Source organism: Prochlorococcus sp. (assembly GCF_965655815.1).
GTDB lineage: Bacteria > Cyanobacteriota > Cyanobacteriia > PCC-6307 > Cyanobiaceae > Prochlorococcus_A > Prochlorococcus_A pastoris.
In genome coordinates this window covers 131,369-145,731 of the sequence record NZ_CBFHHZ010000003.1, presented here as the reverse complement: position 1 = coordinate 145,731, position 14,363 = coordinate 131,369, and the positions used below count along the sequence as shown (strand labels likewise).

The 14,363-nt window shown below is 32.2% G+C and carries 16 protein-coding genes; 9 read left to right on the top strand and 7 right to left on the bottom strand.

The window, feature by feature from the left end; genetic code table 11:
• Positions 1-3 precede the first annotated feature (3 nt).
• On the bottom strand, positions 4-1,761 hold the full coding sequence (locus ACTF45_RS05745; RefSeq protein WP_438949521.1) for a sugar phosphorylase: 1,758 nt from the start codon (positions 1,759-1,761) through the stop codon (positions 4-6).
• A gap of 50 nt (positions 1,762-1,811) precedes the next feature.
• Here ACTF45_RS05745 and ACTF45_RS05740 point away from each other — a divergent pair, with 50 nt between their 5' ends.
• Positions 1,812-3,038, top strand: coding sequence for a glycosyl transferase (locus tag ACTF45_RS05740; protein ID WP_288348045.1), 1,227 nt, complete (start codon positions 1,812-1,814; stop codon positions 3,036-3,038).
• Here ACTF45_RS05740 and ureC read toward each other — a convergent pair.
• From ureC to ACTF45_RS05720, 4 genes are read right to left on the bottom strand one after another with little or no spacing between them, the layout of a single operon-like run.
• Positions 3,035-4,744 (bottom strand): urease subunit alpha, encoded by a 1,710-nt coding sequence (gene ureC, locus ACTF45_RS05735; protein ID WP_438949520.1) that lies wholly within the window; start codon positions 4,742-4,744, stop codon positions 3,035-3,037. The two genes, ACTF45_RS05740 and ureC, sit on opposite strands and share 4 nt — an antisense overlap.
• Before the next feature lie 5 nt (positions 4,745-4,749).
• On the bottom strand, positions 4,750-5,070 hold the full coding sequence (locus tag ACTF45_RS05730; RefSeq protein WP_288347074.1) for an urease subunit beta: 321 nt from the start codon (positions 5,068-5,070) through the stop codon (positions 4,750-4,752).
• Between the two features lie 2 nt (positions 5,071-5,072).
• Positions 5,073-5,375, bottom strand: a complete 303-nt coding sequence (locus ACTF45_RS05725) for an urease subunit gamma (protein WP_011132598.1) — start codon at positions 5,373-5,375, stop codon at positions 5,073-5,075.
• 60 nt (positions 5,376-5,435) lie between these two features.
• Positions 5,436-6,329 (bottom strand): urease accessory protein UreD, encoded by an 894-nt coding sequence (locus ACTF45_RS05720; protein WP_288347072.1) that lies wholly within the window; start codon positions 6,327-6,329, stop codon positions 5,436-5,438.
• A gap of 47 nt (positions 6,330-6,376) precedes the next feature.
• Between ACTF45_RS05720 and ureE the strand changes: the two genes are divergently transcribed.
• The 8 genes from ureE to urtE all read left to right on the top strand — a co-directional run bounded on the left by ureE (position 6,377) and on the right by urtE (position 13,371).
• Positions 6,377-6,841: an urease accessory protein UreE gene (ureE, locus tag ACTF45_RS05715; protein ID WP_288347070.1), complete on the top strand. Its 465-nt coding sequence runs from the start codon at positions 6,377-6,379 to the stop codon at positions 6,839-6,841.
• Positions 6,819-7,505, top strand: a complete 687-nt coding sequence (locus ACTF45_RS05710; RefSeq protein WP_288347068.1) for an urease accessory protein UreF — start codon at positions 6,819-6,821, stop codon at positions 7,503-7,505. Before ureE ends, ACTF45_RS05710 begins: the two co-directional genes overlap by 23 nt.
• 3 nt (positions 7,506-7,508) lie before the next feature.
• On the top strand, positions 7,509-8,114 hold the full coding sequence (ureG, locus tag ACTF45_RS05705) for an urease accessory protein UreG (RefSeq protein WP_288347067.1): 606 nt from the start codon (positions 7,509-7,511) through the stop codon (positions 8,112-8,114).
• Positions 8,115-8,248: 134 nt separating this feature from the next.
• Complete coding sequence (gene urtA / locus ACTF45_RS05700; RefSeq protein ID WP_288347066.1) at positions 8,249-9,538, top strand: urea ABC transporter substrate-binding protein; 1,290 nt, start codon at positions 8,249-8,251, stop codon at positions 9,536-9,538.
• Positions 9,539-9,619: 81 nt separating this feature from the next.
• Positions 9,620-10,774: an ABC transporter permease subunit gene (locus ACTF45_RS05695; protein WP_288347064.1), complete on the top strand. Its 1,155-nt coding sequence runs from the start codon at positions 9,620-9,622 to the stop codon at positions 10,772-10,774.
• Positions 10,774-11,910: an urea ABC transporter permease subunit UrtC gene (gene urtC / locus ACTF45_RS05690; protein WP_438949519.1), complete on the top strand. Its 1,137-nt coding sequence runs from the start codon at positions 10,774-10,776 to the stop codon at positions 11,908-11,910. Before ACTF45_RS05695 ends, urtC begins: the two co-directional genes overlap by 1 nt.
• Complete coding sequence (gene urtD, locus ACTF45_RS05685; RefSeq protein WP_288347061.1) at positions 11,903-12,658, top strand: urea ABC transporter ATP-binding protein UrtD; 756 nt, start codon at positions 11,903-11,905, stop codon at positions 12,656-12,658. The genes urtC and urtD overlap by 8 nt, the downstream gene beginning before the upstream one ends.
• Before the next feature lie 2 nt (positions 12,659-12,660).
• The gene (urtE, locus tag ACTF45_RS05680) at positions 12,661-13,371 is read left to right on the top strand and encodes an urea ABC transporter ATP-binding subunit UrtE (protein ID WP_288347059.1); all 711 of its coding nucleotides are present in this window, start codon (positions 12,661-12,663) and stop codon (positions 13,369-13,371) included.
• Positions 13,372-13,400: 29 nt separating this feature from the next.
• Here the strand turns inward: urtE and ACTF45_RS05675 are convergent, their stop codons facing one another.
• On the bottom strand, positions 13,401-13,580 hold the full coding sequence (locus ACTF45_RS05675) for a hypothetical protein (RefSeq protein ID WP_288347057.1): 180 nt from the start codon (positions 13,578-13,580) through the stop codon (positions 13,401-13,403).
• A 255-nt stretch (positions 13,581-13,835) separates the two neighbouring features.
• Complete coding sequence (locus ACTF45_RS05670; protein WP_288347056.1) at positions 13,836-14,006, bottom strand: hypothetical protein; 171 nt, start codon at positions 14,004-14,006, stop codon at positions 13,836-13,838.
• Positions 14,007-14,363 lie beyond the last annotated feature (357 nt).

The window sequence follows — 14,363 nt, the reverse complement described above, 5'->3', positions numbered from 1 at the left end:
CAATCAAAAACCGAGCCAAATAACTTGAAAGGGATCAAGTTCAATATTATTAGAATTATATTTATTTGATGTAAGATAATCCTGCATATTTAAATCATTTTTAATCAATTTATTAAATTCATAATCAATACACCTGTAATTAATTTTATTTTCGGTCATATTATGAATTGTGAAAACAGCTTTTGAACCAATACCCCTTTTTAATGCAACAATATCAGCTCTATTTTTAGATAAACATTCCATATGCGATTGAGGATGGAATTGAGGTAATTTTGCTCTAACATCCATTGCATGTCTGAGGTATTTAAGATTTTTATTAGCGTTAGATTCAGGATTATTAAATACAGCTGCTAATTTCTCTGACTTAAATTTTTCTCTATTCAAATCTCTTCTTTGGCCTGTCATTGAAAAACTTTTTATATCATTTTCTGAAGCCAGCAATGCTGGTAGATAAAAAGCAGGAACGCCTTTTAGTGACATCACAAGTAATTGAGTTAACAAAAACCTTTCATATTGAAAACGATTTGAATCCCTACCAGGATCCTCCATAGCGCTCCACCAACTAATATTTAGTTCATAAGGTTTATCTTCTCCATTTGATAATCTTCTATGACTTACTAGACCACCTCTTTTCTCACAATTAATCAATAAATCTTTAATTCTTTCTTCATTCATGAGACCCTCTAAAGCCCTTAACCCCACTCCATCATGAGAAGCAGTGAAATTAAATAGCGTTGTAGTATTGGGTAACTCTGGCCAATCACAAATCCATGAATTCAAAATATCTGCTCTTGAACTAATTATTGCTTCTAAAAGAAGAGGAGGCAAAGGGAAATTATAAGCCATGTCCGCCTCATCTTCTGGTAATAAATAAGAGAGATTTTCCTTCTGTGGAACATTAGTTTCAGTAATTAATACGCCATCCTTAAGAAGGCTATTTAAAAGTATTCTTAAAATTTTTACTATTGAATGTGCTTTTGGTAAATGCAAACATGTTGTACCAGGCTCCTTCCAAATAAAACCTACAGCGTCTAATCTTAACCATTTAATACCATTTGATAAATAAGTAATAATCAAGTTAAGAAACTCTATTGTCATTTTGGGATTAAGCCAATTCAAATCAATTTGATCTGGACCAAAAGTTGTCCAAACTTGTTTTTGTCCATCTTCTGTATTTATCTGGGAGAAAAGAGATGAACTTCTTGGTCTGATAACATTTTTCCAGTCAAGATCTTGTGAAGGAGAAAAAACATTAGATAATCCGGGTTCTTTACATTTTATAAATTGCTGAACCCATGGATGAGATGATGAAACATGATTTAAAACTAAATCAGCCATTAAATAATGTTTATTAGAGATACTTTTTAAATCCTCCCAACTACCAAATTTTTCTTCTAAAGACTTATGACTTGATACAGCAAAACCACCATCACTAGTTGATTTAAGAAATGGAAGAATATGAACTACTTTTGATAAACTCCCAAAATTTTTACTTAGTAATTCTCGAAGCGTTACAAGTGTAGTTTCTCCTTTTTTATAAACCCCATCGGCATAGGTTATTAAAACAGCAAAAGATTCATCCCACTTTTTATCTTCACTTATTTCTTCATAACGAGACTTCTCTGAGAAATTATCTAAAATCTGCAATAATTGATTACAAATTAAGTTAAGCTCTTCAGTAGTATGATCCTTATAAATTGTTTCTAGCAATTTATAAAGCCTTAATCTATCAAATTTTTTCTTTGAATCAATTTGCGTCACATTGAAGAAATCATCGAAGTATTAACACTATTCTGCACATCAAATAGAAAATGGACTTTCAACAAGGATTAATCACAACAATACATGAATATGGTGTCACTAAGGATCTACTTAGAGAATTAAATAAACGTCTTAAGAAAAGATCTACAGCAATATTAATTCCGTGTCTATATGAAGAATTTGAACGACCAGCGCTAAAAGACATTAAAGAAGTTTTAAAAAATCTTACAGGATTAAATGAATTAGTTATTGCTCTATCTGCAAAGACTGCAGATCAAGTAAATTCTGCAAAGTCATTTTTTGATTCAATGCCATTCCCTGTTCATATTCAATGGACAAATTCTCCATCTGTAATTGAACTATTAAAAAATCAAGAAAAAAATGGATTAGAACTTCTTGGAACTCCAGGAAAAGGATGGGCCGTATGGCAAGGAATAGGGGTTGCTACAAGACAATCTGACGTAGTTGCTTTATTTGATGCAGACATAAGAACATTCACCCCTTTATATCCATCAAGAATGATTCTTCCCTTGTTAGACGAATCATATGGAATTTCCTATGTAAAAGCCTTCTATAGTCGATTATCCTTAGAAACAAATCAATTACAAGGAAGAGCAACGAGATTATTTGTAGGTCCTTTATTGGCAAGTTTGGAGCAGTTAGTTGGCAATGGACCATTTTTGCAGTATTTACAATCCTTTAGATATCCTCTAGCTGGTGAATTTGCATTTACAAAAGATTTAGCTATGAATTTAAGAATTCCATGTGATTGGGGATTAGAGATAGGTCTTCTATCAGAGGTTTACAGGAATGTCAGAACTTCAAAAATAGCTCAAGTAGACCTTGGATTATTTGATCATAAACATAAAACTATAGGATTATCTTCCAAGGAAGGTCTTCAAAAGATGTGCACAGAAATTCTATCTAGCGTCTTAAGAGGACTTATGGAACATCAAGCTCAGACTCTAACAAGCACTCAATTATCTACACTTGAAGTTCTTTATAAAAGAGTAGGAGAAGATAGAGTTAAACAATTTGGACTAGATTCTGCAGTTAATAAGCTTCCATATGACAGACATGAAGAGGAATTGTCTGTTCAAAAATTTGCAAAATTATTAAGACCTGCTACTCAAGGTTACTTAGCAAATCCAACAACTCAACAACTTCCTAGTTGGTCAAGAGTTCTTTCATGTGAGAATAAGCTTCAAGAAGATTTAGCAAATGCAGGATCTAAAGAAATAAATACAACTAAAAAGGAATTAATTAATAACTATTAAAGTAAAAAATATTTTTGAGCCATCGGTACTTCTTCAAGAGGTTCGCAAGAAAGTAATACTCCATCAGCGAATACTTCATAAGTTTGTGGATCAACCGTGATATCTGGTAATTTATTATTCAATTTTAGATCTAATTTATTAATTGATCTTGTGTTTTCTACAGCCAAACAATTTTTTTGTAAAGAAAGTTTGTTAGGAATATCAAGCTCGATTGCATTTTTACTCAAAAAAGTGAACGAACTTTTTAAAATTGATTGTCCGTAATTCGCAAACATAGGTCTACCATGAACAGGTCCTGGCGTTGGAATTGAAGCATTTGCATCACCCATCTGAGACCAAACTATAGAACCCCCTTTGACAACTAGTTCTGGCTTAACACCAAAAAATGAAGGTTTCCACAAAACCAAATCCGCTATTTTACCCTTTTCTATAGAACCAACAAACCTATTAATTCCATGAGCAATAGCTGGATTAATAGTAACTTTAGAGATATATCTTTTAACTCTATAGTTATCATTTCTATCAGAATCTTCAGGTAAAGGACCTCTTTGCACTTTCATTTTATGCGCGGTTTGAAAAGTTCTTGTTATTACTTCTCCAACTCGTCCCATAGCTTGCGAATCACTTGCAATAATTGAAAAAGCTCCTATATCATGCAAAATATCCTCCGCAGCTATTGTCTCCCTCCTAATTCTTGACTCTGCAAATGCAATATCTTCTGGAATTTTTGAATCTAAATGATGACAAACCATTAACATGTCAAGATGTTCTTCAAGAGTATTTTTGGTATAAGGCCTCGTTGGATTAGTACTACTTGGTAAGACATTATTTTCTCCACAAATTTTAATAATATCTGGAGCATGGCCACCCCCTGCTCCTTCGGTATGAAAAGTATGAATAGTTCTACCTGCGATGGCAGCAATAGTGTCTTCAACAAACCCTGCTTCATTCAAAGTATCAGTATGAATACATACTTGAACGTCTAGAGTATCTGCAACATTAAGACATGAATTTATCGTTGATGGGGTTGTACCCCAGTCTTCATGTAATTTTAAACCGCATGCCCCAGCATTTACTTGTTCAAAAAGATTTGTCTCATTAGTTGAATTTCCCTTCCCAAAAAAACCTAAATTAACAGGAAATGCTTCGGCAGATTGAAGCATACGAGATATATGAAAAGCACCTGGAGTACAGGTAGTAGCATTTGTTCCGGTAGCTGGCCCTGTTCCTCCTCCTAACATAGTTGTCACGCCAGAAGCTAATGCAGTTTCTATTTGTTGAGGACAAATAAAATGTATATGTGTATCAATAGATCCTGCCGTAAGAATATGTCCTTCACCAGCTATTACTTCAGTAGAAGAGCCAATAATAATATTTATATTATCTTGTATATCTGGATTTCCAGCTTTACCAATTTCATAAATTTTTCCATCTTTTAATCCGACATCAGCTTTTACGATTCCCCACCAATCAACTATTAAGGCATTTGTTATTACTGTATCAACAGCTCCATCATCTCTAGTTACTTGAGACTGCCCCATCCCATCTCTGATAACCTTACCTCCTCCAAATTTAACTTCATCTCCATAAGTTGTGAAATCCTTTTCAACTTCAATTATTAATTCTGTATCTGCAAGTCTTACTCTATCTCCCTTTGTAGGTCCATATGTTTGAGCGTAAGTTTTTCTATTGATTTTATAAGACATAATATTTAAGAATCTAAAGGACCATTAATTAAAGCATTAAAACCAAAGGCATTTCTGTATCCTGAATAAGGTACGAGTTTTACTTCTGTAGTATCTCCAGGTTCAAATCTAATAGCAGTTCCTGCAGGAATATCTAGACGCATACCAAGTGTAATTTCTCTTGTAAAAAATAAAGCTTTATTAGTTTCGAAAAAATGATAATGAGATCCAACTTGAATAGGTCTATCCCCAGAGTTAGAGACAGATATACTTATGACATCCTTACCAGAATTTAATTCAATATCACCATCTTCAGTAATTATTTCTCCTGGTATTAAATATTCCATAGTTAATTAATAGGATTGTGAATAGTTACCAATTTAGTACCATCTGGAAAGACAGCCTCAACTTGAACTTCATCGACCATTTCAGAGATGCCATCCATTACTTGTTTTTTACTAAGCCAAGTTGTCCCTTCAGACATTAATTGACTAACACTTTTGCCATCTCTTGCACCTTCTAAAACTTGAAAGCTTAAGAAAGCAACTGTTTCCGGATAATTAAGTTTTAGACCCCTATTGAGTCTTCTTTCAGCTAGTTGTGCAGCTGAAAAAATTAATAGTTTATCTTTTTCTTGAGGTGAAAGATGCATAAATAAAAATTAATCTAAAAATTGTCTTTAAAAAAGTTCTTAATGAACATAATTTGTAATTTAAAGATCTTGCAAAGGCCATACACCTTGATATTCTGGCTTACAAAACCCACAAACAGTTCTTATTTGTGTCCAAATAGAAAAAAAACATTTTCTTGCATCTTGTGATGAAGTTCCTAAGAATCTTATTGATATCCCATTTTCTAAAGTTCCTAAAGACAAATAATTATTATTTTCTTTAAAAATTATTTTGATTTTATCTTTTAAGTAACTTATTTTTGTTTTAGGAAATTCTTTTTCACATATCCAAATTAAAGAACCAAAAACTGGCTTATAATCCATTCCACTTTTAGCTTCAAAACTAAATTTAGTTAATTCGATTTGATCTACAAATTCCCAATCATCACATAAATTTCCATTCCTCATAATCTCTAATTTTGATCTAAAAACGCCGCTCTCAATTGATTCACCTGCAGAAGATCTTCCAAGTCTTATTAAATCTGTAAATAAAAAACTGGAGTTATCCGAAATCTTTATATTAAATTCCTGAGAATATAATCCGTTTGCAAAAACTATTGTTTCTTGTGGGAGGTACTCTAAATGAGAATTATCAAGAATACTTATCTTTGTTTTCTGTGAGGAAAAAGTTCCTTCAGGATTAATTTTTGATCTACCAACTGATCCATATACTTTCTGAGCGGAAGTGGTGGTTAATAAAACTTTCGAATTAATTCCAATGTCTGCTTCAAATTCAAGCAAATCACCACCAACAAGTCCTCCTGCCGTATGAAGTATAGGTAAAATACATCTGCCCTCTATGTCATAACTGCATTTTAGTAATTTATAAGGAGATGTAAATTTAGATTTAAAGATTGTTTTATCGTCTTTCCCAGAACTTGATTTATTATTAAAAAAATTTAAGAAACAATTACCTTCCCAAGAAGATTTAGCCATAATTGATTTCTTGATTACTCTATTTAAGTTACTAAAAATATTTTGTTATGAGTAATAAAAAAGAAATTGTTGTAACTGATTGGATTAAGCAAAATTGCCATGAGGGTAATCTTTTAAACCTTACACTAAGTTCTGATCAAAGAAGAGTCTTCAGGGGAAAAAGAAAATCAGATTGTAATCAAGAACTTCAATTACAATTACCAAGAGAGGGGAAATTGAATGATGGTGATATACTTCGAACAAATCAAAAAAAACTCTTTGTACAAATCATTGCGCAAAAAGAAAATTTAATTGAAATTACTGCTAAAAAGAATTTAGAGCTTATAAAAGTTGCTTATCATCTTGGGAATAGACATGTGGAAATTGAGATTAATGAAAATATCTTATTTACTAAAAGTGATTACATAATTGAGGAATTGCTTAAGAACTTTGATGTTGTTTTCTCAAAAGTTGAAAAAAAGTTTTTCCCAGAAATAGGAGCTTTTCATCATGAAAAAAAATCACTTAGTTAAGTATTTATTAATTAGTCCAAGTTTACCTGTGGGAGGTTTTTGTTATTCTGAGGGATTGGAAAGTTATTTAAAAATTAAGAATTTAGAAGAATCAGTCCACATAAGGGATTTAATTACAAATGAATTAAAAATTGGGCAAATTAGAATTGAAGCAAAATGTTTAATAGAATTTTTTGATATTTTTGTAGAATTAAAAGTTGCTAATAATGTTAAAAATAACAAAAGAAGATTATTGAGTTTAGATAAATGGCTATTATCTTTTAGAGATTCTGTTGAGATAAGAGATCAACAGACTCAAATGGCTAAATCACTTTTTGAATTGACTAAAGAATTTGGATTTGAATATTTATATGATAAAAATAAAAATATCTCTTGGTCTTTAGCATGGAGTTGGGCTTGCTTCTCTTTTCAAATAAATAAATTAGAAATGATCGAAAATTTTATATATGCATGGACTGCGAATCAACTTAGTGCTGCAATAAGACTTATACCCATGGGTTCAATAAAAGCACAAACTATTCAACTTGAGTTATTGGATTTAATCTCAGAAGTTTCCCAAGAAATTGTAGACAGTAATATCAATGATCTTTATGTTGGGAATATAAGCTTATCTATGGCTCAACAAAACCATAATGATTTATATACAAAACTTTTTAGAAATTGATTTATGAGCAGCAAATTAAGAGTAGGAGTTGCGGGCCCAGTAGGCTCGGGAAAAACAGCATTAGTTGAAACTTTATGCATAGGTCTTAAAAAGAGATATAAAATAGCTGTTGTTACTAATGACATTTATACAAAAGAGGATGCTAATTTTCTCATAAAGAAAAAGATTTTAGAGGAAGGAAGAATTGTTGGAGTAGAAACTGGTGGTTGTCCTCATACTGCAATCAGAGAAGATTGTTCACTTAATAAAAATGCAGTAATGGATCTTGAAAAAAAATATGATCCATTGGATTTCATTTTTGTTGAAAGTGGAGGAGATAACCTTGCAGCAAGTTTTAGTCCAGAACTTGTAGATTTATCTATTTACGTGATTGATGTATCGGCTGGGGATAAAATTCCTAGAAAAGGAGGTCCTGGCATTACAAGATCTGATTTGTTATTAATCAACAAAATTGATTTAGCTGATATGGTTGGTGCAAATTTAAATATTATGCAGAACGATACAGATTTGATGAGAGATGGTAAACCATGGTTTTTTACAAATCTTAGTTCCGGCAGTGGAGTTGATGACGTTATTAAGTATTTAGTCGGTCAAATACCAAACATTTAAACTAAAAAAAATAATCAGAAGTTTTATATTGGATTCAACAAAATGTTACCTATGCTACAAAACTAAATCCCACTCGTTTATAACTTTTACTTTATCCCCCCAATGTGGGTCAATTTCCTAATTTAAACGAATTCATGAGAATTTCAAGGCGTATTTTGGCAGGTTTAGCTACTGCCTCTCTTGCCGTTTCAGTTACTTCTTGCGGAGGAGGTTCAGACACTTCCGGAAGTTTCGATGACACTGTAACTGTTGGTATCTTACATTCCCTTTCAGGAACAATGGCCATATCTGAATCAACTCTTGTTGATACTGAAAAAATGGCAATTGCTGAAATAAACGCTGCCGGCGGAGTAACCGTTGGTGGAAAAAGCTATAAAATCGATTACATCGTTGAAGATGGGGCTTCTGACTGGCCAACATTTGCTGAGAAGTCTAAAAAATTAATCGACCAGGATGGGGTTCCAGTTGTATTTGGTGGATGGACATCCGCTAGTAGAAAGGCAATGCTTCCTGTGTATGAATCAAAAGATGCATTCCTTTACTACCCAATTCAGTATGAAGCTCAGGAATGTTCAAACAACATTTTCTACACGGGTGCTTCACCAAACCAACAATCAGAACCAGCAACTGATTTTATGTATAAGAGATCTCCTGCCGCTGGAAAGCCATTTTTCCTAGTTGGTTCAGACTATGTTTTCCCAAGGACATCAAATACAATTACCAAAGAACAACTTAAATCACTTGGAGGAAAGGTTGTAGGTGAAGATTATTTACCTCTAGGTAATACTGAAGTTGCTCCTATTATTTCCAAGATCAAAAAAGCGTTAGCACCATCTGGTGGTGGAGTAATCATCAACACACTTAATGGTGACCAAAACGTTGCTTTCTTTAAACAGATTCAGGATGCTGGGATTACTCCTAGTAATGGATATTATGTAATGAACTATTCTATTGCAGAGGAAGAAATCAGTACTATTGGACCTGAATTTTTAGAAGGCCATTATGGTGCTTGGAACTACATGATGTCTATCGACACACCTGAATCCAAGAAATTTGCAGCTGATTTCAAAGCTCTATATGGAAGTGACAGAGTAGTTGCTGATCCACAGGAGTCTGCTTACAACATGGTTTATTTATGGAAACAAGCAGTTGAAGATGCAGGCACATTTGAGAACAGTGCTGTTAGAGAAGCACTAGTAGGACAAACATTCGACGCTCCTCAAGGACCAGTTGAGGTTATGCCTAACCATCACCTTGCTCAAACAGTAAGAATTGGTTTAATCAAGCCTGAAGGTGGATTTGAGATTCTTGAAGAAACTGATGGAGTTGTGTTACCACAAGCATGGAACCAATTTGAACCTAGTTCAAAAGGTTATGCATGTGACTGGACAGACCCATCTAAAGGAGAAAGATATAAGCTTTAATTTCAAAGCTTACTTCTAAAGAGAAGAGGAGGCTTGATGCCTCCTCTTCTTATATCCACTTAAATTTTCTTCTTATTAAAATTGGAATTGCTTCTTGATAGTTTATTCAACGGTGTAGCGATCGGATCAGTTTTACTTGTAGCAGCCTTGGGCCTAGCTATTGTATTTGGTTTGATGGGTGTAATCAATCTGGCTCATGGTGAATTAATGATGCTAGGTGCTTACACAACATATGTAACTCAATTAATTTTCAAACTCCCACTATTAAAACCCTATTACAACGCGTACGTTATAGTTTCTATCTTTTTTGCATTTATTGTCAGTGGAGTAGTAGGAATACTTTTAGAAAAAACTGTAATTAGAAAGTTATACGGAAGTCCATTAGAGACTTTACTTGCAACATGGGGAGTAAGCCTTATACTTCAACAGTTTGTCCGCAGTGTTCCTTTAGCTTATGGGACAGGACTAATAATAAGTCTCATAATAGGTTTATTTCTACCATCACTATTTTCATCAAAATTAAAAGATTCTATAAACTTTAAATATGTAAAATTTAGTTCATGGATATTTGCAGCTTTAGCGGGAGTTCTCTCCGGTAATTTAATTTCATCTTCAGTTAGCAAATTAAGTAGAGCTAGTGCAAGAAATGTGGATGTCACGGCTCCAGCATGGATGAGGGGTCAGGTTGAAATTCTTGGAACAGCTTTCCCAAAAACAAGATTAATGATAATAATAATTACTTTAATATCTGTAATTGCAATAACTTTATTTTTGAATCAAAGTGCTTGGGGTATGAGGATAAGAGCAGTAACTCAAAATAGAGAAATGAGTGACTGTCTTGGAATTTCAACAGAAAAAGTTGATATTCTTACTTTTGGAATTGGTTCTGGATTGGCAGGTGTAGCAGGAGTTGCTGTATCTCTTTTGGGATCGGTTGGGCCTAATGTTGGAGGAAATTATATAGTTGGATGTTTTATGGTTGTAGTTTTAGGAGGTGTAGGGAACCTGTTGGGTACAATTTTTGCCTCTTTTGGAATAGGAATAATGACTGATTTAATTGGAGCTGGTCGCCTTTTATCAATATGGCCTGATATGCCTCTACCACTATCTAATACAATAAATTTCTTTGCAACTACCAGTATGGCTAGAGTTATGATTTTTGCATTAATAGTAATATTCCTGCAATTCAAACCTACTGGTTTATTCCCCCAGAAAGGAAGGATGGTTGAGAGTTAATGGAATTTAAAAATTTAAAACTAAGCAAAAAAACAACTTTTGTTATTTGGGTGCTCATTATTGCTTTTATTATCGCAGCTCCATCAATTCTTCCTGTTTTCAGATTGAATCTTCTTGGTAGATATTTATCATTAGCTATTGTTGCTTTGGGTGTAGATCTAATTTGGGGATTTACTGGTTTATTGAGTCTTGGTCAAGGTATATTTTTTGCTCTTGGTGGTTATTGTGCAGCAATGTATCTACAGATAACAAGCTCTTCTGAATTTCCAAATAATATTCCAGAATTCTTTGGACTTTATGGCGTAGATAATTTACCTTTTTTCTGGGAGCCATTTAGATCTCCAATCTTTAGTTTATTTGCAATTTGGGTTATACCTGCATTAGTTGCAGGAATACTTGGATTTCTTGTTTTTAGAAACAGAATAAAAGGTGTGTATTTTTCAATCCTTACCCAAGCTGCTCTTTTAGTATTCTTTAATTTCTTTAATGGACAACAAAAACTTATTAATGGTACAAACGGGTTAAAAACTGATGTAACTCAACTTTTTGGACAAATGGTTGGTTCAGAATCAATCCAAAGAATGTTTTTTTGGTTTACAGCCTTATTAGTTATTGCGGCATGGTTTTTTTCAAAATGGGTAGTAAAAGGAAGATTTGGGAATATTCTTATAGGGATCAGAGATGACGAACCAAGAGTAAGATTCACAGGTTACAATCCTGTCTTATTTAAAACAATAATATTTTCTATAGCAGGAGGTTTAGCAGGAATATCGGGTGCTTTATACACGGTTCAATCAGGAATAGTATCCCCTCAATTTATGACAGTTCCATTTTCAATAGAAATGGTTATTTGGGTTGCAGTTGGAGGAAGAGGGACTTTATTGGGAGCAATACTTGGAGCAGTCTTAATAAATTATGCAAAAAGTTTAGTAAGTGAAGCTTTACCGGCAAGCTGGATGTTTATTCAGGGTGGGTTATTTATTCTAGTAGTTACAGCATTACCAGAAGGTGTTTTAGGATGGGTACAAGGAGAGGGACCAAGGAATCTGCTTCAAAGAATTGGTCTGAAAAGGAAAATCGAAACATATCCAAGTCTAGAAATAAAAAATGAAACGGAGGGATTAAAAAATGAATAAGAATACTAATTCTCTATTAAGCTTAGAAAATATAAGTGTAAGTTTTGAAGGATTTCTAGCATTAAATGATCTAAACCTTAGCTTAAAAAAAGGAGAATTAAGAGCTGTAATTGGTCCAAATGGGGCGGGCAAAACAACATTTCTAGATGTAATAACAGGTAAAGTAAAACCTACTAAAGGTGATGTTTTTTTTAAAGGAAAATCATTAATAGGAAGAAAAGAACATAAAATTGCACGTTTAGGTGTAGGAAGAAAATTTCAAAGCCCAAGAGTATTTGAAAATCTAACTGTTAAAGAAAATCTTGAGATATCAGTAAGTACTCCAAAAAGTCCTTTAAATCTAATTAATAAAAAAATTAAAAATGATCAATTAGATGAAATAGAACATTTAATGAAAGTCATAAACTTATCAAAAAAAATCAATTCAAAAGCCGGTGCTTTATCACATGGTCAAAAACAATGGTTAGAAATAGCAATGTTACTAGGTCAAAAACCGGATTTAATGCTGGTTGATGAACCTGTGGCAGGGCTTACAGATGAAGAAACTGATTTGACAGCAGATTTATTAAAATCATTATCTGGAGAAAATACTGTTGTTGTTATAGATCACGATATGGAATTCATAAGAAGACTTGATAGTAATGTTTCAGTTCTCAATCAAGGAACAGTATTATGTGAAGGTACAATGGATACTATTCAAAATGACAAAAGGGTAATTGATGTTTATTTAGGAAGACCGGAGGAATAAACATGAAAAATCTACTAGAAGTAAAATCATTAAATACTTATTATGGGGAAAGCCATATCCTCAGAGATGTAGATTTAAACCTTAAATCTGGAGAAATGATCTGTTTAATAGGTAGAAATGGAGTAGGGAAAACTACTTTATTAAAATCATTAATAGGGCTATTAAAGGCAAAGAAAGGAGAAATAAACTTTATTGGAGAAAATATAAATAGAAAGGCCCCACATCAAAGAGCTAGAAAAGGAATGGCATATGTTCCTCAAGGAAGAGAAATAATACCTTATCTGACTGTTGAAGAAAACTTAATGTTGGGAATGGAATCGCTTCCTGGAGGCTTATCTAAAAATAAAAATATTGATTCAAGTATCTATGATTTATTTCCTATTTTAAAAGACTTTCTATCAAGAAAAGGAGGTGATCTCAGTGGAGGGCAACAACAACAACTTGCAATTGCGAGAGCACTATTAGGTAAACCAAAATTATTGTTACTAGACGAACCTACTGAAGGAATTCAACCAAATATAGTATTAGATATTGAAAACGCTATAAATCTCATAATTAAAGAAACTGGTATTGGAGTTTTATTAGTTGAACAGCACTTACACTTTGTTAGGCAGGCAAGTAGATATTATGCAATGCAAAGGGGAGGAATTGTTGCAAGTGGCCGTACAAGTGAATTAAGCCAAACAGTTATTGATAAATTTTTAAGTGTATAGAATATAACTTTCAAATATCTATTTAAATATCACTTTTCGCACCTAATTAAATCAATACTATTAGGATGTGCATTTATAAATTTATTAAACTCCATAGCCAATGTTCTTGCTTCATAAGCATCTAGTGCATAAAAACAATTTTCAAATCTAAGATTTTGAAAGTCTCTATAATGGACAGTGTATGGTTTTAAAAAAGGTTTGTTATTCATAAAAATTTTAATACTATTTCTTTGGATACCTTAACCATGCATAAATTAATTAATTAAGAGAATATGTTTTGTTGCTTTCAATATATAAACTGTCAAATACTCATAACAACTATTCAAAGTTTTCAGTTAAAGTTTAGTTTTCTCTCCCTTGTTTTTTGTTTGTTTCCTTTCAATTAAAAAAACAAACTTTGATAAAATTCCACCAAAGAAAGGAACCCAAAATTTTTCATAAAAATATTTCATAATTAAGAACAATTATGCAACACTAATTTCTTCTTCATTATCCATATTCCTTAATGAGTCTAAATCTATCGAATTAAAAAGATACTGCATTAAAAGAAGATCAAGCTCATTATTTAATAAATTAACCTCCGAAGAGAGTAGATCATCAATAAAATAATTAAAGGTTTCCAAATCATTATTCATGAAAATAATCTATATTTTTGATAATTATTAATCATATAAAATATAAAAGCTAATTAAATTTTAAAATCAAAATATTACTAAAAAAATTTTTTAAATTTATATTTTTGAAATGGCAGGAAATTTTAAAAAGTTAAATAAATTTTCAATTATTAGAGGATACTATTATAAATTCTTTTGAATAATAAATTTAAAATCAATACGAACTATTAAGCCAACTAGGATTAAAAAAAATCCTAAATATGAATTTAATGAGAGATCCAAATTAATAATTTCTGATTAAATATATATTAGCTTATTAAATTAAATCATCAAATCTTGGATTTAATCTCAGTTAAATAAAAATAATTTATAAGCATT